Annotated in this window: 19 protein-coding genes; 8 read left to right on the top strand and 11 right to left on the bottom strand. The window is 62.1% G+C overall.

Translation table 11 applies throughout. The annotated features are described in order from the left end of the window. The first annotated feature begins 12 nt into the window (after nucleotides 1-12). Entirely contained in the window at nucleotides 13-771 is a 759-nt protein-coding gene (locus ACWGTO_RS21010) for a DeoR/GlpR family DNA-binding transcription regulator (protein ID WP_454576721.1), read from the top strand. On the opposite strand, the gene ACWGTO_RS21005 is transcribed toward ACWGTO_RS21010, so the two are convergent. After that, complete coding sequence (locus tag ACWGTO_RS21005) at nucleotides 768-1,187, bottom strand: hemin receptor (RefSeq protein ID WP_454576720.1); 420 nt, start codon at nucleotides 1,185-1,187, stop codon at nucleotides 768-770. The two genes, ACWGTO_RS21010 and ACWGTO_RS21005, sit on opposite strands and share 4 nt — an antisense overlap. A gap of 225 nt (nucleotides 1,188-1,412) precedes the next feature. Between ACWGTO_RS21005 and aspS the strand changes: the two genes are divergently transcribed. Next, a complete protein-coding gene (gene aspS, locus ACWGTO_RS21000; protein ID WP_454576855.1) occupies nucleotides 1,413-3,203 on the top strand; it encodes an aspartate--tRNA ligase in 1,791 nt (596 codons plus the stop codon). Between the two features lie 119 nt (nucleotides 3,204-3,322). Here the strand turns inward: aspS and ACWGTO_RS20995 are convergent, their stop codons facing one another. Beyond that, the gene (locus ACWGTO_RS20995; protein ID WP_454576719.1) at nucleotides 3,323-4,513 is read right to left on the bottom strand and encodes a hypothetical protein; all 1,191 of its coding nucleotides are present in this window, start codon (nucleotides 4,511-4,513) and stop codon (nucleotides 3,323-3,325) included. Between the two features lie 402 nt (nucleotides 4,514-4,915). Here ACWGTO_RS20995 and parC point away from each other — a divergent pair, with 402 nt between their 5' ends. Next, the gene (gene parC, locus ACWGTO_RS20990; protein WP_454576718.1) at nucleotides 4,916-7,168 is read left to right on the top strand and encodes a DNA topoisomerase IV subunit A; all 2,253 of its coding nucleotides are present in this window, start codon (nucleotides 4,916-4,918) and stop codon (nucleotides 7,166-7,168) included. Between the two features lie 198 nt (nucleotides 7,169-7,366). Then, entirely contained in the window at nucleotides 7,367-8,581 is a 1,215-nt protein-coding gene (locus ACWGTO_RS20985) for an AI-2E family transporter (protein ID WP_454576717.1), read from the top strand. Here ACWGTO_RS20985 and ACWGTO_RS20980 read toward each other — a convergent pair. From ACWGTO_RS20980 to ACWGTO_RS20965, 4 genes are all read right to left on the bottom strand, one after another. Further along, nucleotides 8,569-9,465 (bottom strand): DMT family transporter, encoded by an 897-nt coding sequence (locus ACWGTO_RS20980; RefSeq protein WP_454576716.1) that lies wholly within the window; start codon nucleotides 9,463-9,465, stop codon nucleotides 8,569-8,571. The two genes, ACWGTO_RS20985 and ACWGTO_RS20980, sit on opposite strands and share 13 nt — an antisense overlap. A gap of 143 nt (nucleotides 9,466-9,608) precedes the next feature. After that, nucleotides 9,609-10,373 carry an arginyltransferase gene (locus ACWGTO_RS20975; RefSeq protein ID WP_454576715.1) on the bottom strand — a complete coding sequence of 255 codons (765 nt, stop codon included), beginning with the start codon at nucleotides 10,371-10,373 and terminating at the stop codon, nucleotides 9,609-9,611. Nucleotides 10,374-10,511: 138 nt separating this feature from the next. Beyond that, nucleotides 10,512-10,982: an RDD family protein gene (locus ACWGTO_RS20970; protein ID WP_454576714.1), complete on the bottom strand. Its 471-nt coding sequence runs from the start codon at nucleotides 10,980-10,982 to the stop codon at nucleotides 10,512-10,514. Between the two features lie 106 nt (nucleotides 10,983-11,088). Continuing rightward, nucleotides 11,089-11,781: a methyltransferase family protein gene (locus ACWGTO_RS20965; RefSeq protein WP_454576713.1), complete on the bottom strand. Its 693-nt coding sequence runs from the start codon at nucleotides 11,779-11,781 to the stop codon at nucleotides 11,089-11,091. 202 nt (nucleotides 11,782-11,983) lie between these two features. Here ACWGTO_RS20965 and sthA point away from each other — a divergent pair, with 202 nt between their 5' ends. Then, nucleotides 11,984-13,372: a Si-specific NAD(P)(+) transhydrogenase gene (gene sthA, locus ACWGTO_RS20960; RefSeq protein ID WP_454576712.1), complete on the top strand. Its 1,389-nt coding sequence runs from the start codon at nucleotides 11,984-11,986 to the stop codon at nucleotides 13,370-13,372. 9 nt (nucleotides 13,373-13,381) lie between these two features. On the opposite strand, the gene ACWGTO_RS20955 is transcribed toward sthA, so the two are convergent. The 5 genes from ACWGTO_RS20955 to ACWGTO_RS20935 form a co-directional block, all read right to left on the bottom strand. Then, nucleotides 13,382-14,491 (bottom strand): hypothetical protein, encoded by a 1,110-nt coding sequence (locus tag ACWGTO_RS20955; protein WP_454576711.1) that lies wholly within the window; start codon nucleotides 14,489-14,491, stop codon nucleotides 13,382-13,384. Next, nucleotides 14,491-15,108, bottom strand: a complete 618-nt coding sequence (locus tag ACWGTO_RS20950; RefSeq protein WP_454576710.1) for a 5-bromo-4-chloroindolyl phosphate hydrolysis family protein — start codon at nucleotides 15,106-15,108, stop codon at nucleotides 14,491-14,493. Before ACWGTO_RS20950 ends, ACWGTO_RS20955 begins: the two co-directional genes overlap by 1 nt. Before the next feature lie 4 nt (nucleotides 15,109-15,112). Continuing rightward, nucleotides 15,113-16,684 (bottom strand): substrate-binding domain-containing protein, encoded by a 1,572-nt coding sequence (locus tag ACWGTO_RS20945; RefSeq protein WP_454576709.1) that lies wholly within the window; start codon nucleotides 16,682-16,684, stop codon nucleotides 15,113-15,115. An 11-nt stretch (nucleotides 16,685-16,695) separates the two neighbouring features. Then, a complete protein-coding gene (locus tag ACWGTO_RS20940; protein ID WP_454576708.1) occupies nucleotides 16,696-17,775 on the bottom strand; it encodes a toxic anion resistance protein in 1,080 nt (359 codons plus the stop codon). A gap of 121 nt (nucleotides 17,776-17,896) precedes the next feature. Beyond that, entirely contained in the window at nucleotides 17,897-18,571 is a 675-nt protein-coding gene (locus ACWGTO_RS20935) for an alpha/beta hydrolase (protein WP_454576707.1), read from the bottom strand. A gap of 212 nt (nucleotides 18,572-18,783) precedes the next feature. Here ACWGTO_RS20935 and ACWGTO_RS20930 point away from each other — a divergent pair, with 212 nt between their 5' ends. The 3 genes from ACWGTO_RS20930 to arfA all read left to right on the top strand — a co-directional run. Further along, nucleotides 18,784-19,962, top strand: coding sequence for an OpgC family protein (locus ACWGTO_RS20930; RefSeq protein WP_454576706.1), 1,179 nt, complete (start codon nucleotides 18,784-18,786; stop codon nucleotides 19,960-19,962). Between the two features lie 224 nt (nucleotides 19,963-20,186). Then, entirely contained in the window at nucleotides 20,187-21,113 is a 927-nt protein-coding gene (locus ACWGTO_RS20925) for an ArsR/SmtB family transcription factor (protein WP_454576705.1), read from the top strand. A gap of 183 nt (nucleotides 21,114-21,296) precedes the next feature. Continuing rightward, on the top strand, nucleotides 21,297-22,350 hold a 1,054-nt coding region (arfA, locus tag ACWGTO_RS20920), incomplete at its 3' end, for an arabinosylfuranosidase ArfA (protein ID WP_454576704.1).

Below are 22,350 nucleotides of genomic sequence, written 5' to 3'. Positions count from 1 at the left end.
CAGGATCATGCAATGTGGACCGATGAGCGGCATCAAATCATCCGCGATCGCCTGGCCGTCGAGGGAAGGGTGCTGGCCGGCGAACTGGCAAGCCGCTTCGGCGTTTCGGAAGACACGGTTCGCCGCGACCTCAGGGAACTCGCCAAGGCCGGGCAATGCCGCCGCGTCTATGGCGGCGCCGTCGCGGCCGCACCGTTCGCCGCCACGCCTGTCGGCCTGCGCGCCGGCCATGCGGTCGAAGAAAAGACGCGGCTTGCCCGCGCGACCGTGGCATTGCTTTCGCGCGGACAGACCCTGTTCATCGACAGTGGCTCGACCAATGCCGCGATAGCCAGGGCCATCCCGCGCGACCTCGATCTGACTGTCGCCACCAATTCGCTCGAAGTTGCCTCAGTCCTGTCAAACCACGCTTTGATCGAGCTTATTGTGCTAGGGGGCCGGTTCGACCGTCACCTCGGCGCGTGCGTCGGCGCCGACACGCTTGCCGCCGTCGCACAGCTTGGCGCGGACCTGTTTGTTCTCGGCTCCTGCGGTCTCGATGCCTCGCGCGGCGTGACGGCCTTCGATTCGGCAGAGGCCGAGGTGAAGCGGGCCATGGCCAAGAACAGTGCAGGCATCGTCATCGCCGTCACCAATGACAAGCTGGCCACCGCCGCACCCTACCGGGTCGCCCGGCCAGAGGAGATCCGCCACCTTGTGGTCGAAAAGACAGCGCCGGCCGCGATCCTCGCCGATTTCGAACGCCAGGGCGCCGAAATCCATTTGGCTTAAAGGGAGCGCGGCGCGCGGGCAGTCCAAGACGCGGCATGTGCGACGAACACTTCGACATCTTCCTTTGAATACCCGAGAAGGGCTCCTTCAAGCCTCGCCAGATCATTCGATGTGAAGACGTCAAAGGCCTCTCCGCTGCGGCACATTCTGGAGATCAACGAGCTCAGTTTGCAGCGCCATTCTTCTGTCGGCAGGCAGTAGCGGCGCTCCTCCACTGAGGTTCTAGGATCAATCTGGGTGAACTTCAGGATACGGCCTTCTTCGACAAACGGTTTGAATCCCGCGTCACCAACATCTTCGGCGTTCACACCCGGTTCCGCCGCGAACAAGGCCATCGGTTTGTCGCTCTGAAGCATCAGTTCCAACTCACGGCCATTATGTGGTCCGACACCCGGCGAGACTTTGGCTTTTGGCATGAAGTATCTCCAGATCACTTGATGACTGCACTGTCGCGATAAACACTTCTGGCGGCAATGCGGCAAGCCTGGCGGAAGACTTCAACCCTGACGATCGCATACAGAGATGAACCAGACCCGGCTCGCCTTGACAAATCCGGCCTCCCATGCGCTTTTCGCGCAAATTTTGGACCGGGCTTTGATGCTCGGCTCACAACCCAGCACCCCGGACTTTAACCCATGACAATGCATCGTTACCGCAGCCACACCTGTGCCCAGTTGAGAAAGAGCGACGTCGGCTCTTCCGTTCGCCTGTCGGGCTGGGTGCATCGCGTGCGCGACCATGGCGGCCTGCTGTTCATCGATTTGCGCGACCATTACGGCCTGACCCAGATCGTCGCCGATCCGGATTCGCCGGCCTTCAAGGTCGCCGAGACGCTGCGTGGCGAATGGGTCATCCGCGTTGACGGCGAGGTCAAGGCGCGCCTTCCGGAAACCACCAACGCCAATTTGCCGACCGGCGAGATCGAGATTTTCGCCCGCGAGATCGAGGTGCTGTCGGCGGCCAAGGAATTGCCGCTGCCGGTGTTCGGCGAGCCTGACTATCCCGAGGACATCCGCCTGAAGTACCGCTTCCTCGACCTGCGCCGTGAGACGCTGCACCGAAACATCGTGGCGCGCACCAAGATCATCGCCGAGATGCGCAAGCGCATGACCGATGTCGGCTTCACCGAATTCTCGACGCCGATCCTGACGGCCTCGTCGCCGGAAGGCGCGCGCGACTTCCTGGTGCCGTCGCGCATCCATCCCGGCACCTTCTACGCGCTGCCGCAGGCGCCGCAGCAGTACAAGCAGCTGATCATGGTCTCCGGCTTCGACCGCTATTTCCAGATCGCGCCCTGCTTCCGCGACGAGGATCCGCGCGCCGACCGTCTGCCCGGCGAATTCTACCAGCTCGACCTCGAAATGAGCTTCGTCGAGCAGGACGACGTGCTGTCGACCATGGAACCGGTGATGCGCGGCGTGTTCGAGACTTTTGCCAACGGCAAGCCGGTCACGCAGAAATTCCAGCGCATTCCCTATGACGTGGCGATGCGCAAATACGGTTCCGACAAGCCGGACCTGCGCAACCCGATCGAGATGCAGGCCGTCTCCGATCATTTCCGCGATTCCGGCTTCAAGGTGTTCGCCAACATCCTGGCCAACGATCCGAAGGCCGAAGTGTGGGGCATTCCGGCAAAGACCGGCGGCAGCCGCGCCTTTTGCGACCGGATGAACTCGTGGGCGCAAGGCGAGGGCCAGCCGGGCCTGGGCTACATCTTCTGGCGCAAGGAAGGCGACAAGCTTGAAGGCGCCGGTCCGCTGGCCAAGAACATTGGCGAGGAGCGCACCGAGGCGATCCGCCAGCAGCTCGGCCTTGCCGATGGCGACGCCGCCTTCTTCGTCGCCGGCGATCCGAAGAAATTCGTCGCCTTCGCCGGTGCCGCGCGCACCCGCGCCGGCGAGGAACTGAACCTTGTCGACCGCGAGCGCTTTGAGTTGTGCTGGATCGTCGACTTCCCGTTCTTCGAGTGGAATGAGGAGGAGAAGAAGATCGATTTTGCCCACAACCCGTTCTCGATGCCGCAGGGCGGTATCGAGGCGCTGGGTGGCGACGACCTGCTCGGCATCAAGGCCTTCCAGTACGACATGGTCTGCAACGGCTTCGAGATCGCCTCCGGCGGTATCCGCAACCATCTGCCGGAAACCATGGTCAAGGCGTTCGAGACGGTCGGGCTTGATCGCGCCACGGTCGAGGAGCGCTTCGGCGGCCTCTACCGCGCCTTCCAGTATGGCGCCCCGCCGCATGGCGGCATGGCGGCTGGCGTCGACCGCGTCGTCATGCTTCTGGTGGGCGCCAAGAACCTGCGCGAAATCACCATGTTCCCGATGAACCAGCAGGCCTACGACCTGTTGATGAGTGCGCCTTCGGAAGCCAGTCCGCAGCAGTTGCGCGAGCTGTCGCTGCGCGTCGCGGCGGTGAAGAAGGACGCTTGATCGCGAAGCTCCAGCGGCCTTTTAACAAACCGCCCGAACCGATTCTTCCGATTCAATAACCCAACAAAAAAGCCCGGCATTTTCGCTGCCGGGCTTTTGCTTTTCGAGCTTTCGCTCGATCAGTCTTCGTTGGCCTTGACGTGGACGCCGAGCGTCTTCGGCAGGTCGAGCGGGTTGGACATCGCACCCGCCATGATCAGCGCGAACGGCACCGCTGCCGGCGGCTCGGCGGAAATCTCGAGGCTCTTCGGATCGTCGAGGTACGTGCTCACCGCTGCCGTCACTTCGGCCGTCAGTTCCGGATTGTTGAGCTGCGCCATGCCGAACGGCACGATCGCCTTGGCCTGGTTGGCGATGTCCTTGCCCGACATGCCCTGCTGCTTGCCGACATACTCAAGCACCTTGCCGGTCAGCGAATCGTCGTCGAAGCGGACCGAGGCGCTGTTGAAGGAAAGCTGCTGCAACAGGCCGAGCATGGCCATGCCTTGCGCCGAATTGTCGGCGCCTTCGGGCTGCGCCGCCAGCTTCTTCTGCATCTCCTGCATCGACTTGACGAAGTCGACCGTGTAGCCGCCGAGGCCGAACGTCATGCCGAGCGTGCCGGCATTCTCGACCGAGATGTCGTATTTCGACAGGTCCATCTTGCCGTCGCTCGGCTGCCAGGTGCCGCCGATTTCGATGTTGCCCGATATGTTCTGGTAGCCCAAGGCGTTGATGGCTTCCTTGGACTTCGCATCGTCAACCAAGGTCAAATCGGCGTTGAACTTTTCCGTGGTGGCGGAAAATTCCATCGCCTTGCCGTCGGCCGGAGGTGTGATCTGGACAGCAACGCCATCCACCGAGAAGGCGGTCTTGTCGGCAACCTTGACCGTCAGGTTTTCGAGTTCGGCCGACTTGTACATCATCATCGAGCCGAGCGGACCCGTAGCGCCTTCGGCCGGGATGTTGGCGTCATGAATGACGAAGGGGGTGAGGTTGAGCGTGACACCGTCCTTGCTGTGCTCGAAGGCCGAAGTCGTGATGGTCGCGACATCAAAGCCGCCATTGGCTTCGGTCACGCCTTCAAGCTTGATGTCGCCGATCGGCAGCGCTTCCTTTTCGGCCGCCGGCTTCACCGACACGCCCTGCAGCACCATGCTGGAATTGTCGCCGGCAACGCCGGTCCAGGTGATATCGACGCCCTGGACTGCAAGTGCGGCCTTCAGCCGGTCGGCAACCGCAGTGTCCTGCGCAAAGGCGGCATTCAGCGGCAGCGTCAGCAAAAAGGTCGAAAAAGCGAGTGTCTTGAGTGTTGAGCGTTGGATTGTCATCGCGAGTTCCCTGAGAGAGTCCTGAAAAGTATTTTCTTGAGTTCTACGCCATCACCATTCCGTGACGAACTGGACGGGAAAAAGGCACTTTCCCGCAGATTTGTCGAAAATCACGGCGAAAGGCAAATCGGAGCGGGCGCCTTCGCTCGATGCGGTGAATATGTCATGAAGGTCGGGCTCCCCTGCGTACCGTCTCCTGCCTTAGAGTGGGCGTGTAACAGATTGATGTTGGTTGGCAACAGCACTGCTGCCGGTGCTGTTGCACAGGAGCGGGACGTTGGAACATGAAGTCCGTCACATCCATCGTCGGATCCTGGGCCTGCTTCGCAGCCCAAGGCCACAAATTGCGGATTTCCGCAGCCCCGCCTTGCCGCGAATCACCCGCTCGGCTAGTCCACCCGCATGGGAAAAAGGCTTTTGCCGCCTGAAGATGGCGGCGGTGACCACATCGAACCGGTCGATCTGAAGAAGGCGCTGGAAGAGCGCTATCTTGCCTATGCGCTGTCGACCATCATGCACCGGGCTCTGCCGGATGTGCGCGACGGGCTGAAGCCCGTGCATCGCCGCATCATGCATGCCATGCGGCTGCTCAGGCTCAACCCCGACCAGGGCTTTGCCAAATGCGCCCGCATTGTCGGCGACGTGATGGGCAAGTTCCATCCGCACGGCGATCAGTCGATCTACGACGCGCTGGTGCGCCTGGCGCAGGATTTCTCCATGCGCTATCCGCTGGTCGACGGGCAGGGCAATTTCGGCAATATCGACGGCGATAACGCCGCGGCCATGCGCTATACCGAGGCGCGCATGACCGAGGTGGCGAGCGATCTGCTTGCCGGCATCACCGAGGATGCCGTCGATTACCGGCCGACCTACAATGAGGAAGACGAGGAGCCCGTGGTGCTCCCCGGCGCCTTCCCGAATCTGCTCGCCAACGGCTCTTCCGGCATTGCGGTCGGCATGGCGACGTCCATCCCGCCGCACAACGCCGCCGAGCTTTGCGATGCGGCCCTGCATCTGATCGAGCAACCGGACGCACCGGTGGCAAAGTTGATGGAGTTCGTCCAGGGACCGGATTTCCCAACCGGCGGCATCATCGTCGACAGCCGCGCTTCCATCCTGGAGGCCTATGAGACCGGCCGCGGCGGGTTTCGCGTGCGCGCCAAATGGGGCCAGGAGGATCAGGGCAGGGGCACCTGGAGCATCGTCGTCACCGAAATTCCTTACGGCATCCAGAAGGCCAGGCTGATCGAAAAGATCGCCGAGCTGCTGATCGCCCGCAAATTGCCGCTGCTCGAGGATATCAGGGACGAAAGCGCCGAGGACGTCCGCATTGTGCTCGTGCCGAAGAGCCGCACCGTGGATCCCGGCATTCTGATGGAATCGCTGTTCAAGCTGACCGAGCTCGAAAGCCGATTCCCCCTCAACATGAACGTGCTGTCGCGTGGCAAGGTGCCCAACGTCCTTTCGTTGAAGGGCGTGCTGAAAGAGTGGCTCGACCATCGGCGCGATGTGCTGATCCGCCGCTCGAAGCATCGGCTTGGCGAGATAGAGAAGCGGCTGGAAATCCTTGCCGGTTACCTGATCGCCTATCTCAACATCGACGAGGTCATCAGGATCATCCGCGAGGAGGATGAGCCCAAGCAGGTGATGATGGCCCGCTGGTCGCTCACCGACACCCAGGCCGAAGCGATCCTCAACATGCGGCTGCGTGCCTTGCGCAAGCTGGAAGAGTTCGAAATCCGCAAGGAATTCGACGGCCTCACCACCGAAAAGAAGCAGATCGAGGCATTGCTCGCATCCGACGCCAAGCAATGGTCGACCATCAAATGGGAAGTCACGCAGGTTCGCGACAAGTTCGGCCCCGAGACCGAGCTCGGCAAGCGCCGAACCCAGTTCGCCGACGCGCCGGAGCATGACCTGACCGACATTGCGCACGCCATGATCGAGCGCGAGCCGGTCACCGTGGTGGTCTCGGAGAAGGGCTGGCTGCGGGCCATGAAAGGCCATCTGGCCGACCATTCCACGCTGACCTTCAAGGAGGGCGACAGCCTCAAGCTCGCCTTCCACGCCCAGACCACCGACAAGATCCTGGTCTTCACCACCGGCGGCAAGTTCTACACCATCGGCGCCGACCGGCTGCCGGGCGGGCGTGGCCATGGCGAACCGATCCGCATCATCGTCGATATGGACAATGATCAGGACATCGTCACCGCTTTCGTTCATGACCCGAAGCGCAAGCTGCTGCTTGTTTCCTACGACGCCAACGGCTTCATCGTGCCGGAGGAAGAGGTCGTCGCCAACACCCGCAAGGGCAAGCAGGTGATGAACGTCAAGGCGCCCGACGAGGCCAAGGCCTGCGTCCCGGTTTCCGGCGATCACCTCGCCATCGTTGGCGAGAACCGCAAGATGCTGGTGTTCGCGCTGTCCGAAATCCCCGAAATGGGCCGCGGCAAGGGCGTTCGCCTGCAGAAATACAAGGATGGCGGTCTGCTCGACCTCAAGCCTTTTACGCTGGAGAGCGGCCTGTCCTGGCAGGATTCGGCCGACCGTACGTTTATCAGGTCGCGCGAGGAACTGGCCGAATGGATCGGCGCCAGGGCCTCGGCCGGGCGGATGGTGCCGAAGGGATTCCCGCGGACGGGGAAGTTTGGGTAGGTAATCTCCCCCCTCGCATTCTTGGGTCTTCCGGGCGAGCGCCACGCCGGCGATCCTTCGCGCCCCCCTCTGTCCTGCCGGACATCTCCCCCACGAGGGCGGAGATTGGCAGCTTCACCACCACGCATTTGGACTATCGTCACGATTGCGGCACTATAACAGTGCATAAGCGCTTGGTAGGCTGGGAGTGATGGGCGTTTGAAGGAAGCGAAGATCCAGAAGCCGGAACGTCAGCAACGCCTGTTCGGCCTGTCGACGCCGCTGAGAGCCGCCGTCATTCCGCCGCTGTCGGCGGCGCGCTGGCTGTTGGTGCTGATCGTCGCCGCCGGCGTCTATTTCTTCCACGGCTTCCTGTTTCCAGTGCTCGCGGCGCTGGTCATCGCCTTCGCCAGCTGGCCGCTCTATCGCAGGCTGCTTGCCGGCGTCGGCGGCAACCGCACCATCGCCGCGACTTTTGCCATCCTGTTCATCCTCACCTTCCTGGTGGTGCCGATCGCGCTTGCCGGCACCTATGCCATCAACGAGGTCCGCGAATGGGTTGGTTGGGCGATCGAGACCAACCGGCATGGCGCTGTCACACCGCACTGGATCGCCACGCTGCCCGTCGTCGGCGAGTGGCTGAACGAACAATGGACGGACAATTTCGGCCATCCCGGCGGCATTGGCGAACTGATCCAGCTGGTCAGCGGCGCTAATATAGGGAGCATCTATCGCGGCGTGCTGGCTGCCGGCGGCAGCGCCTTCGGCCTCTTGCTGACACTGCTGTTCATGATGATCGCGCTGTTCTTCGCCTATCGCGACGGCGAGCAGTTCGCCGGCCAGATCGACCGGCTCGGTGAACGCATCCTGCCGGCACGCTGGGAGCGGATTTCGCGCGTCGTGCCGGCGACCATCTCGTCCACCGTCACCGGCATGACTGTGATCGCCATCGGCGAGGGGCTGGTGCTGGGCGTCGCCTACTGGCTGGCCGGCGTGCCGTCGCCGGTGACGCTGGGCGCGCTCACCGGCGTCATGGCGCTTATCCCCGGCGGCGCGCCGCTGTCCTTTACCCTGGTGTCGATCTATCTTGCCGCCAGCGGCTCACCAATGGCCGGACTGGCGCTGTTCATCTGGGGCGCGGTGGAACTGTTCATCGTCGACAAGACCCTGCGTCCGAAACTGGTCGGCGGACCGATCAAACTGCCCTTCCTGCCGACCTTTTTCGGCCTGATCGGCGGGGTCAAGACGATGGGCTTTCTCGGCCTGTTCATCGGCCCCGTTCTGATGGCGCTGCTGGTCGCGATCTGGCGCGAATGGTTGCGCGAGGTGGAACTGGCCGAGGATACGGTTCCCGCCGCCGTGGCCGAACTCGAAGGCGGGCCGCCGCAGATCGAAATCGTCGCCGGCCCGGCGAAGAAAAGTCATACCGGGTAAGCGACGGCGAGCGCTGCCCGGCGCTTGCGCCCCTCATGCAACTGGCACAGCGAATGCGCGACCAGTGTGACGATCAGGATCGCACCGCCGATCAGGCTGTTGCGCGATGGTGTCTCGTCAAAAATCATCCACACCCAGACCGGCGCCAGCACTGTTTCCAGGAGATAGAACATCGCCACTTCCGGACCTGAGATGTATTTCGGTCCGTTTGCGAGGCAGAAGAAGGCGATCGGCATGATGATGGCGCCGTTGAAGAGGATCCATCCCGGCGCCTCGACGTGAAAGCCTGTCTTTGCGACCATGAAGGCCGCCAACGCAAACGGAGGGACGACGCCGATCAGCGCGGTGAAACCCATATCCTTGCCGCTGGCGCGCGAGATGGTGATGGCGCAGGCGATCGCCAAGGCTGAACACAGTGCCATCACGTCGCCGAACAGATGTCCGGTGCCGACGGAATCGCCAACGATGATGCCGACGCCAACGATCATCACCGCCATGGCCGCAAGTGTCAGCGGCCGTGGCCGCTCCTTCAGGAACAGCCACGACAGCAGCGCTGAGAACATGGTGGTGAAGGCCAGGATAAAAACCAGATTGGCGGTCGAGGTGTTGTAGACACCGGTGATGAAGGCGATTGCGCCGAGCCCGTAAATGGCGGCAACGATCAGCCCCGACCAGCCCGGTATGAGCCGTGGCGTATTCTTGCTGAACGACCGCCAGACCGCCCAGACGATCATTGCCGTGACGAAGGTGGCGCCGGTGCGCAGCAGCAGGATCGTCCAGGCTTCGCCATGGGCGAGCCGGATCAGCGGAATGTCGACGGTCAGCGTCAGGCCGCCAAGCGCGGTGAGCAGAAGTCCTTTGGTGTGAGCGTTGTGAGACGACATGAAGCGGCTTTCGCAATGAATTCGGGAGAGGATGCCCGGCCTGCGCAATCGCACACCCTCCGCCGTCAGGCGGAAAGACCAGCATCTTCTGCGTTAAAACTATTTAGGCCCGGACTTGGACCCGGATTTGGGGAAAAGAAAAATCAGCGCGTGACCGCTTCGTGGTCGTAGCGTTCCCAGCCCTTCGGGCCGAGGTGCTCCTGCGGCATGAAGCGCATCTTATAGTTCATCTTGCGCGAGCCGTTGACCCAGTAGCCGAGATAGACGTGGGGCAGGCCCATGGCCCTGGCGCGGGCGATATGGTCGAGGATCATGAAGGTGCCGAGCGAGCGGTCCTCGAACTCGGGATTGAAGTAGGAATAGACCATCGACAGGCCGTCGGCCATCTTGTCGGTCAGCGCCACGGCGATCAGCTCACCCTGGCCCTTGCCGGTGATGAAACTGTCGGGGCCGCGCTTACGGTACTCGATGACTTTGGTGTCGACATGGGTGTCCTCGACCATCATGGCGTAGTCGAGCACCGTCATGTCGGACATGCCGCCGCGGCGGTGGCGGGCGTCGAGATAGCCGCGGAACAGCGAATACTGCTCGGTCGACGGCTGCGCGTCGTGCATGGCGCCGATGAGATCGGAATTGCGCTGGATCACCCGCTTCATGTTGCGGCTGGCGGTGAATTCCTGCGCCAGGATGCGCACAGAGACGCAGGCGCGGCAGGTCTCGCAGGCCGGCCGGTAGGCGATGTTCTGCGAGCGCCGGAAGCCGCCTTGCGTCAACAGGTCGTTCATCTCCGGCGCCTTGTCGCCGACCAGATGCGTAAACACCTTGCGCTCGAACTGGCCCTCAAGATACGGGCACGGCGATGGCGCGGTCAGGAAGAACTGCGGCGACTGGGTTGGATGCTGCGTCATCGAACCTTGGGAACACTCCTGCGAATCGCTCTACCTTTGGCCTCGCCGGCGAAAAATTCAACAGGATTGTGAAGGCATGCGTGAAAGGACGCCTTCAATTTGTGCGCCGATGGTGGTCGGGAGGAGCCGAAAGCCGGTTCAACGGTCGCTGCGGCTGACAACCGTGCCAAGCAGCAGGTCGTGCAGCGTGCGCTTGCGGTCAGAAAACAGCGTCACCAGAAGAATGAGCGGCGTCAGGATGACGGTGCTCGCCCAGAACAGCACCGAATGGACAACAGCGGTGAGCCCGTCGATACGGCTGCCGTCGAGGCGATCGAGCCGGATGCCCATCATCCTCATACCAGATGTGGCCTGGTTGCGGCCGCCCAGCGTGTTCCAGATGTAGAGAATGGCGACCGTCGGCACGAGGATGGAATACAGCGCCCAGCCAAGACCGAACGTCAAAAGGCCAAGCACGGCCACCAGGATCGCGAACGGAATGGTGAGCAGCGCCACGATGCAATAGTCGATGATGAAGGCGAGGATGCGCCGCGTGCGCACACCGTCATAGGCCCTGACGTTGTCGAGCCTGCTGGTGATGATTTCTCCGTCAAGTACGCGCGCGTTCATGTCGTGTCCTAGCCATGGCATCCAATGGAATGCCCGTCGCCCTTTCAAATGGTGAGGGCGGCGGCGAATTCAAGAAACGGACACTCCGGCGTTCGGCCGACCGTTGCTAGAAGATGCCGGGCACAAGGCGATAGCGGACCCTGTCCATATACTCGCGGTATTCCTGCGTCCTTGCCAGGATAGCTTCCTCCCGCAGGATGCGGTGGATCTGGAAAAGGGTGACGATGGCATAGACGCTGAAGTTATAGATCGAGAAGCTCGACAGCAGGAACAGGATGTGTCCTACCAAATAGCCGGCGTAAATAGGATGCCGCAAGACCCGGTAGGCGCCGCTGGTCACGACGCCGCGATTGGCGGGCAGGATGGCGAAGGAGCGGCCAAGCGAAATCTTGCCCCAGATGACGACGCAGAGCCCGATGAACTGGATCGGTGCCGCGATATAGAGCGGAATGACGGGAACACCGGCATCCATCGAGACGAATCCGGCGCCGAAACCGGCTGCCAGAGCGACAAAGACGGTTAAGGGGTTCCAGTCGCGCACCAAGGGCCGCCGCGCCGTCAGCAACCAGATGAAAGTCAACGAGTCGGAGATCATCAGCAGCAACAGGTTGAGACGAGCTGGATCGACGAGCAGGTGCTGGATGCCCCGATAGACAAAGAGCGCGGCGACCGCCAGTGCTATGAAGCGGAACAGTCCCTCGCGCAGATCGATGAGCGTCCCGCGGCTGCGCAGGCTGGACCAGAAACCCGCCTCGGCGCCAGACAGCGTCTCGCCTTTGGAAATGGTCAAATCAGTCACCCCGGTGGTTCCCTCGAGGGTGACCATTGCATGCAAGCGTTGCCGTCGGGTTAAGCTCTCTTGAGCACTTTTCCCATTACGCCGGAAGATTCATCCACAGTTGGCCCGAACCGCACGAGTTTGCGGTCTGGGCAGTTGAACATGACACTCTTCCCAGTTTAGCTTGCTGCGGCGCAACAAGACGCCGAGGGGACGGGGAAATATGGATTACGACATGCTGGTCATCGGCAGCGGCCCGTCCGGCCGCCGCGCCGCGGTGCAATCGGCCAAGCTCGGCAAATCGGTGCTGGTAGTCGACAGGGGCCGGCGCCTCGGCGGCGTCTCGGTGCACACCGGCACCATCCCGTCGAAGACGCTGCGCGAGACGGTGCTCAACCTCTCCGGCTGGCGCGAGCGCGGCTTTTACGGCCGCGGCTACCGGGTCAAGCAGGACATTTCCATAGGCGACCTGGTCGACCGCCTGCACAAGACGCTCGACCACGAGGTCGAGGTGCTGCAGCACCAGTTCATGCGCAATGCAGTGAAAAGTGCGCGCGCCATGGCGAAATTCCTCGGCCCGAATAAGGTCAGCCTGACGGCGGACAATGGCGACTATTCGGAAGTCGGTTTTGCCAATGCGCTGATTGCCGTCGGCACCAGGCCGCACCGGCCGCGCGACGTGCCCTTCGACAAGGTCCGCGTTTTCGACAGTGACGAGATGCTGGAACTCGACCGTCTGCCGCGCACGTTGACGGTGATCGGCGCCGGCGTCATCGGCGTCGAATATGCGACCATCTTCTCGGCCCTCGACGTGCCGGTGACGCTGGTCGAACCACGCAACACCATCCTCGATTTCGTCGACCGCGAGATCGTCGACGACTTCATCCACCAGATGCGCGACCGTGGCATGACCATTCGCCTCGGCAGCACGGTCAAGGAAATCGTGTCGAAGCCGGATTATGCCGAAGTGACGCTTGCCGACGGCCGGACCATCCGCTCCGAGGTCGTGCTTTATGCCGCCGGCCGCAGTGGCAATCTCGGCAGCCTCGGCCTCGACGCGGTCGGCATCGAGGCCGATTCCAGAGGCCGCATCAAGGTCGATCCGCAGACCTTCCAGACCGCCGTACCCAACATTTATGCCACGGGCGACGTCATCGGCTTTCCCAGCCTCGCCTCAACTTCGATGGAGCAGGGCAGGGTGGCCGCCTGTCACGCCTTCGGCGTGCATCTGCCGCCGCCGCCCGAAACCTTTCCCTATGGCATCTACGCCGTGCCGGAAATCTCCACCGTCGGCCAGTCGGAGGAGCAGGTGCGCGAAAGGGGCGCTGCCTATGAGGTCGGCGTGGCGCGTTTTCGCGAGACCTCGCGCGGCCACATTATGGGCGTCAACACCGGCTTCCTGAAGCTGCTGTTCTCGGTCGAAACGCGCCGCTTGCTCGGCGCCCACATCGTCGGCGAGGGCGCTACCGAACTGATCCATATCGGCCAGGCGGTCATCAATCTCGGCGGCACGGTCGACTTCTTCGTCAACAACACCTTCAACTATCCGACGCTGGCCGAAGCCTACAAGATCGCAGGGCTCGATGCCTGGAACCGGATGGGGCAGGGGTAGGCGCTGGCGCTAGCCTTCCATCTGGGCAAGCAGCGACAACATGACGTCGGCCGAAGGCATCGGCAGCACCGCCTCGATTTCGGTGGGCCGCACGCCGGCGATCGCCGCATCGGCTCCAGCGGCGACGGTGCCCAGCGGCCCGCGGAACCCGTGCTTGGACCAGGCAAGTTCCTGCAGCTTCGGGCTGGTCAGCGCGTCGAGCAGCGGATCGACGGTCGGGTCGATGACGATCATGGGATGCGCCGAATAGACGGTCGGGCGGGGGTAGAGGATTTCCGGCTTGGCGCCGGTTCCAGCCTGCACCCTTTGCCAGCGAGCCGGATCGGCCAGCGCCCATTCGACCAGCTGGTTCTCATAACCGACCGCCATCGGCTCGGCGCCGAGCCCGCCGGCAATGTACTGGTCGAACAGTTTGCCCGACGAGGACGATTTCAGCCCCATGCTCCGGAAGATCGCCCTGGCCTGCTCGCCATGTTGCACCAGCAGTTCTTGTGTCGCCACGTCGCCGCTCATCAGGCTGAGCACCAGGCCGGCGAACATGAAGCCGGAGTTGGAGCGGTTGGGGTCGGTGGAAACGATGCGGGCACGGCCGTAGAGCTCATCGATGCCGAGATCCGCCCAAGCCTTTCCAGCCAGTATGGCGTCGAGCAGCGCCTTGAGATCGAGCTGGTTGTAGCCGCCCTTGGCGGCGACCGTGACCAGGCCGCTTTTCTTCAGGCCTTCGACCACCGGCCCCCATGTGTAGACGACGATCGGCGAGTTGAGCACCACCTGGTCGTTGCGGATCGACACGCCGCTCTTGCGGGCGAGGTCGACCATGATCGAGGAAGACGGCCACAGGAATTGCGGCTTTTGCGAGAGAAGGGCCGGCTCGCGTACCATTTCGACGGAACCGGCGACACGCGCGTCAAGCTCGAGGCCGTAACCGCCAAGCGCGCTGACGACATCGGGGTCGGCAAGAAACGCCTGCTTCTCGCCGCCGATGAAGCCGAACAGATGCGCCCGGTTGCCGAGATAGCCGCGAAACTCGGGGCGGTCCTTCAGCGTCAGATAGCCGCCGGTGCCGGCGGCGGCGGCACCCAGCAGTCCCAGTCCGAAAGCGCGGCGCGAAATGGCCATCAGCGACCGATATCCTCTTTCAGCGACTCCTGAATGAGTCGCAAGTCCACGTCGAGCGTGCCGAGTTCGCTATCGGCCAGGCTGTCGGCATAATGCACGAAAGCGTCCTGAAGCTTGGTGATGACCGCGCCGACATTCGCCAGCCGCGCCCGACTCGGCGCGCGCCGGTTCGCCAGCGTCGCATAACCCTCGGCCACTTCCGCCGCCTGCGGCACATAGTAGGTGAGAAACCGCCGCACGGAGGGCGCGGTTTCCGGTTTTGCCTCGACCTTGGCGATCACGTCGGCCGCAATGTCGGACAGGTCCTTCACCTTGGCCTTCATCTCCTTGTCCGAGATCGACGAGGCGGCCATGGCAAGCTGATCAGCCGCCGGTTGCGCCTGCGCCAGCAACTCGCGCGCGAACGCCACGCGGCTGCCGCTGATCGATCTGAGGTCGAGCCCTTCGAACAGCTGGCGCGGCGCCAGAACGAAGACCAGTCCGGCAAAGACCAAGCCGGCGATGATGGCCGAGACCAGGAATGGAAAATGGGTGAGAAAACTCAGGGCGAGCAAAAGCGCTGCCGACACCGCGCCCGCCACGATCCAGTTCCAGTCATTGCCGAACAGGCCGCGCATTGTTCTAATTGTATCCGCGGGCGGCGCGGAAGGCGCCGGCCAGATCGCGACCGCCGTCGAAGACCCGCGCCGAGGTCCCCTTGGCGAGGCTGTCGAGCTGGCTCTTGTCAGCATCGCCGAAAGTGATGCCGAACACCGGCACCCGAATCGGCGCGCTGCGCCACTGGCTGAGGAAGTAATCGGGACCGCCGTCGGTGCGGCCATCGGTCATGATGACGATGGCCGGCAGGTATTTCGACAGATCGGGCGTGGCGGTGATTTTCTGCAAGGCCTGCTCGGCGCAGGCATACATGTCAGTACCGCCGCCGGCATGCTGCCGGGCGACATCTGCCAGGAGCTCGCTCTGGCCGGCAGCGTCGCCTTTGGCCTCGAACGTGTCGCGCACGGTGCTGTCGAAAGGCAGCACGAAGATGTGGTCGGACGGCGTCCATTGCACCAGCACTTCGCTGGCCTTTTCCGGCGTGAACAGGAACTGCGCCGCTGCCTGCAGCTGCTTTTCGCCCTCATCTTCCATGGAGCCGGAAAAGTCGAAGCAGAGCGCCGTCAGCGACGGCTTGCGCAGCGCCTCCTGGTAGAGATTGAGCGCCGTGCGGATCACCGCCGGCTCGGGCATGCGGATCGACGTCACAAGCTTGCCCGGATCGAAATTCCAGTCCGGCTCCACCGTCGCCTGGATCGCGGACCCGCCGAGTGGCAGCCGCCTCCCGGTGTCGGCGATGCGCTTGCGGATCGGATCCGACTGCAGAAACGCCAAAAGGTCGGTGAAGAATTTCTCGACCTCCGGCCCGCGCCCATGGTCGATGAAGCCGAGCGGTGAATCGCCGACAGCGACACCATCGGCCGGGTAGATGGCATAGAGCGGCTCGTCGCCCAGTTGCTTCAGCGTGTCGTTGGTTTCCTTGAGCGTCGCCTCATAGTTCCACATCGCATCATAGAGCGTGCCCTGGCGCGCGGATTCGACATAGAGGTCGGCCAGCCAGCCGGACGAGCCGGACGAGCGCTCGACGCCCTGCAGCAACGCGCCGACCGTGTCGTGCACGGCCGGGCTGTCGAGGTCTCCGGGTTCGATCACTTCCTTGCCGCCGAGCGCGCTGGACAGCATGGCGAGATAGGCACTGGCGCCGGAATTGGATTGCGTCGCCGAGGTCATCAGGAATTTCAGCTTGCCGTCCTTCACCGCCGCAAGGATGTCCTTCATGAACACTTGCCTGCCGACCCAGTCGAGTTCGGCCGCCTTGGATTTGCGCACGCCGAGGATAACCGGCATCTGCGCGATCGAGGTTAGGTTGCGCACCTTGCGGCCGCTGTCGAACAGATCGACCCACACACTCGAGGCCGGCCATACCGCATCCTGGTCGAGGCCGCCTGATTTCTGCAGGCCAAGGCCGATGTCGAGCGAGCCCTGATAGGTGATAGTGCAGGTGGCGCCCTGCTTGGCGCAGAACTCCTGCACGATCGGTTCCAGCACCGTGTTCTCGGAGCCGGAGACGATGGAGAATTTCACATTGCTGCCGCTGCACGCCGCAAGAAGCAGCGCCAGGGCCAGCACCAGAACGGACGTCAGCGTCTTCGGCATGGCGGTTCCGATCAGTCCTGGGTCAGCGCCTTCTTGAGATCGACGGTCATCTGGTCCATCTGCTTTTCGGCATCGGCGCGCTTCTGGCGGCCTTCCTGCTGCACCTTCAGGACGCCTTGCACCGTGTCGATGAGGTCGCGATTGGCCTGCGCCAGGGTCTCGACATCGACGATGCCGCGTTGCGCCTGTTCTTCGATGGAGATGGCCTGGTCCTTCATCATCTTGGACGTCTGGCGGATCATCTCATTGGTGGCATCGGTCACCGTCTTTTGTAGGTCGAGCGCTGATTTCTGGTTGGTGAGGCCAAGCAGGATGACCATCTTCTGCTTCCAGGCCGGCACGGTCAGCGCCGAAGTGGCCTGCAGATTCTCGATCAGCGTTTCGTCGCCGGATTGAACGATGCGGATCTGCGGCAATTGCTGGATGCCGAGCTGGCGCGCCTGGATGAGATAGAAGATGCGCTTTTCCAACCGGTCGAGAGCCTGGACGGTGTCCTGGTAGGTCTGCGCCTCAAGCGTGCCGCCGACATCGCTGCCGGCAGCGTCCGCGGCCGCCTTTAGCTTGGGCAGTTCATTGGCGCGGTAGTTTTCGACGTACTTCTTGCCGGCCTGCACATAGGCGTCGAGCTTGACGATGGAATCCTTGGTCTGCTCATGCAGATCGTCGAGCACCGCTATGTCGCGCCTCAGCGTATCCTTGTGGCGGTCGAGCTCGAGGCCGATGCGATCGATCTGCCCCGCCACGTCCTCGTATTTTTCCTTGAAGCGTTCGAGCCGCGCCTTGAAGGAGGAGAACAGGTTGCTGAGGAACCCTTGATCCTTCAGCGCGGCCGGATCGAGGTTCTTGGCCTTCATGATGATATCGGTGAGGAGATCGCCGGTGTCGCCGAGATCGCGGTTGCGCAACTGTCCCAGAATCTTGTCGGCATAGTCGCTGACAGCTTGCTGGGCGCGGTCGCCATAGACCGAAATGCCGGCGCGGTCGCGCACGTCGATCGCGCTTTCAATCTTCGCCACTTCGGACGGATTGGCCACGATCGCCGGCAATCTCGAGGTGTCGTCGAGCAGAGTGATGCTGTTCTTGTCGGCCATGCGGACCCCCCTCAAGTGAACAGTATCTCGATACACAATGTGTGACAGAGATATGTCCGCCTTGTGGACAATGGAAGAGCTTGCCCGGGTCCCGGCCTGAAATCGCGTTGAATCCGGCCGCTCAGCCTGCGTCCGCCACCACGACTGGTCCCGCCAGCCACTGCCGGACGATTGCCGCATCGGGGTCGCCGATTTCATGGCCGGACGCCACGATGCGGGCGTCGACCTCGGCGCCGCGTCCGTGAAGCAGCGTCACCAGCGCCGGCGCAAACGGTCCGTAGGTCTCGTCGGCGGCGCCGGCGACGATCAGCACACGCGTTCCGCTGAGGTCGGTTGACGGCATATCGTCAAGCACCGGCATCGCTCTCAGCAGCGCCGCTTTGCGCACGAGGCCGGGGTTGAGCAGCATCAGGCTGGACACCAGATTGGCGCCGTTGGAATAGCCGAGGAAGATCGCCCGGGCGAGATCGAGCCGGTGCCGCCTTGCCGCCTCGCTGGCAAAAGCGGCAAAGGCTGAGGTCTCGGCGCGGATGCTCGCCTGCTCGAAGCGGGTCGGGGTAATACGCTCGAACCAGCGGAAGCCATCCTCCTGGGGGATGCGGCCTCGCACCGCGACGAGCGTGGCGTCGGGTACGATCTGCCTTGCAATCGGCAGCATCGTTGTTTCGCCGACACCCGATCCGTGCAGCAAAAACAGGCACTCGCCGCCGGCATTTTCCGGCTTGAGCAGGCGGTAGGGAAAGGCCAAATCCTGATGCAGAAAGCCGTTCTTATCGCTATATTCGGACACGCTCATATCTCTTTGATTTTGTGGATGTATTGTTCATTTGCCGGCTTCAAAACGGAATATTTTCATGCTCCGCGAAATGTGATTGAACCAGGCTCATTTCAGACCGTTTCTGCGCCGATATGCTTCCTGCGGGAGGAATCGAAGCGGTGTGCGCCGATGGTCGCATCCCGGCATGAACAACACGAGCACCCTTGCTCTCGCTTTGAGGCCTTTTGTCGATGACCCTGCCAGTTCCGCATGAGCGCGACACGCGCATTGACGTGTTCCGCGCGCTCGCTCTCCTGACCATTTATATCGACCATGTGCCGGGCACCGTCTTCGAAACGCTGACCTACAAGAATTTCGGATTCTCGGACGCGGCGGAAGCCTTCGTGCTCATCTCCGGCATGTCGGTCGCGCTCGCCTATGGCAACAAATTCCAGTCGGGCGGCCGGCTGCTGGCGACGTTGAAGATGTGGCGCCGCGCCGGCGTCCTCTACACCGCCCACATCGTCACCACCATGGTGGTGATGGCCCTGTTCTGCATGGCGGCGGTGTTCGCCCATCGACCCGAACTGCTGAAACTGATCAACATCGAGCCGCTGATGAAAAACACGCCGGAGGTGATGGTCGGCATCGTCACGCTTGGCCACCAGCTCGGCTACAACAACATCCTGCCGGTCTATGCGGCGCTGTTGCTGATGGCGCCGCTCTTCCTGCTCTTCGTCAGTTACCGGCCGCTGCCGGCGCTTGTGTTCTCTGGTGTGCTGTGGCTCGTTGCCGGCATCTGGCAGATCGCGCCGCCGAACTATCCCGAGCCCGGCTTCTGGTTCCTCAACCCGCTGTCCTGGCAGTTCCTGTTCAACATTGGCCTGGCCGGCATGCTGCATGTCCGGCGCGGCGGCACAATTCCCGTCAATCGCTGGCTGGTGGGTGCCGCCGCGACCTATGTGGCGGCAGCGCTGGTCTGGGTACACAGTCCGCTCTGGGGCCAGATAAGCTGGTTCGACCTGCCTGTGGTGATCGGCGGCTTCGACAAGACATTCCTGTCGCTGCCACGGCTGCTGCATATCCTGGCGGTCAGCTATCTGATCGTCGCCCTGCCGGCTTTCTCGAACCTGTTCCGCCTCAGCCGCGATCATCCGCTCGCTCTGCTCGGCAAGCGCTCGTTGCCGGTGTTCCTTGCCGGCACGGTGATCGCCATGGCGGCGCAGGTGATGAAGCTGATCAATCCGGGCGGCTTTGCTTATGACGCCCTGCTGATCTCGGCCGGCATCGCCATGCAGTTCGCGCTCGCCTTCTATCTCGAATGGCTGTCCGGCATCGGCTGGTCGGGCAAGAAACCGGTTCGCACCGAAGCGCCGGCCGTTCCGCAGCCTTTCGCCATGTCGCCGGCGGTGGTAAGGCTCAGCAGGTGAATTCAGACCAGCCGTTCTGGATGGTTAACCTCAGGCGCATGGAAGTTCGAGCGGCAGACATCCAGCGTGTCGCATAGCTGAACCGCCAGCCAGATGCCTCGAGACCCTGTCACCTGCCGCTGATCGCTGCAGCGCCTGCGGTTCGGCAGGCGTATTGTTTAAATCAAATATCCAGATATACAATGTGATTCCGGATATAGATTTCGCGCAGACTGGCAAATCGCATGAGTCCCAATTTTCTGGTGATCGACCCGGAGGAAGGCATTGCCGTTCTCAAGGGGCTGGCCTCTTCGGCGCGCATCTCCATGCTTAAGCTGCTGCATGAGAAGGGGCCGATGAATGTCAACGAAATCGCCGCCGTGCTGTCGCTGCCGCAATCGACGGTCTCGACCAATATTCAGGTTCTCGAGGATGCAGGACTGATCCGCACCGAGAACCAGAAGGCGAAGAAAGGCAGTCAGAAGATCTGTTATCCGACCGCCGAGGAAGTGCTCGTGGTTTTCAAGAGCGAGTATCGCGCTGTCAGGAACGACGCGATCGAAGTGTCGATGCCGATCGGGCTTTACACCGGTTTCGAGGTCACCGCGCCCTGCGGCCTCTGTTCGCCGGACGGCATCATCGGCCTGCTCGACGTGCCGAACACATTTCTCGATCCGGACCGCATGAAAGCCGGGCTCTTGTGGTTCACGCGCGGCTTTGTCGAATACCAGTTTCCCAACAATGCCAAGCTCGCCAATGCGGAAATCACCGAGCTTGAGGTGGCGATAGAACTGTCCTCGGAAGTGCCGGGCACCAGCGCCGACTGGCCCTCCGACATCACGCTGACGATCAATGGCGTCGATGTCGGCACCTGGACCTCGCCCGGCGACTTCGGCGACAAGCGCGGCGTCTTCACGCCTTCGTGGTGGAAACTCAAGGGCTCACAATATGGCAAGCTGAAGAACTGGCGAATTTCCACCGACGGCACATATGTCGACGGCGTCAGGATTTCCGAAGCCAGCCTCGCTGCCCTCGACCTCATGGGCCATCATTCGATCCGCGTCCGTATCGGCGTCAAGGACGACGCCCTGCGCCCCGGCGGAATCAACATTTTCGGCAAGGGTTTCGGAAATTACGATCAGGACATCCTGCTCAGGATCAAAACCAGTTGATATCGTAAAATCGGGTTTGAAAAATTGTGCAGCAATTTCAGCCAAATGGCACACAGGCTCTCCAAATAATCATCTGATTTATCAGACATTTGCCTATTTTGACTTGACGAGGGCCTGCTGGTTCCCTTCTGATATCGGATAAGGTGATTTAAATCACCATTGTTGATATTCAGGGCAGGAATGATGAAGGCAGAAGTTACGGCGCATCCTCGTTATGTCGTCTCGGAAATCGATCCGAGGCTCTATGGATCCTTTATCGAGCATCTGGGCCGCGCGGTTTACACCGGTATCTATGAGCCTGGCCATCCGACCGCAGATGCCAACGGCATGCGGCAGGACGTCATCGATCTCGTCAGGGAACTCAATGTTCCTGTTGTGCGCTATCCCGGCGGAAATTTCGTGTCCGCCTACAATTGGGAGGACGGCGTTGGCCCCAGGGAGGGGCGCCCGGTCCGCCTCGACCTCGCCTGGCACACGTCGGAGAGCAATGAAGTCGGCCTGCATGAATTCGCCGACTGGTGCACCTCCGCCAACACCGAGATGATGCTCGCCGTCAATCTCGGCTCGCGCGGCCTCGACGAGGCCCGCAACCTTCTTGAATACGCCAACCATCCCGGCGGCAGCGAATGGAGCAACAAGCGCATCGCCAACGGCCGCAAGGAGCCGTTCGGCGTCAAGCTCTGGTGCCTCGGCAATGAAATGGACGGCCCCTGGCAGATCGGCCACAAGTCCGCCGACGAATACGGCCGCCTGGCTCATGAAACCGCCAAGGCCATGCGCGCCTTTTCGCAGTCGCTCGAACTCGTCGTCTGCGGCTCGTCAAATGCCAAAATGGCGACCTATCCTGAATGGGAAGCGGTTGTTCTCGACCATACCTACAACGAGGTCGACTACATCTCGCTCCACATGTATTTCGACAACGAAGCCAACGATGCGGCGAACTACCTCGCCATGAACGAGAAGCTCGACGGCTACATCGTCTCGGTCGCCGGCGTCATCGACTATATCAAGGCCAAGAAGCGTTCCAGCAGGCAGGTCTACATCTCGTTCGACGAATGGAACGTCTGGTACCATTCCAAGCAGCAGGACAAGAAGATACTCGGCGGCAATGACGGCTGGCCCTTCGCCCCGCCATTGCTCGAAGACATCTACAATTTCGAGGACGTGCTGCAGGTCGGCCTGATCCTCAACACCTTCATCCGCCGTTCCGATGTCGTCAAGATTGCCTGCCTGGCGC

This window comes from Mesorhizobium sp. PL10, from assembly GCF_053714315.1.
Note: the sequence above shows the minus strand (reverse complement) of the source record. Positions and strands in the feature narration are given on the sequence as shown.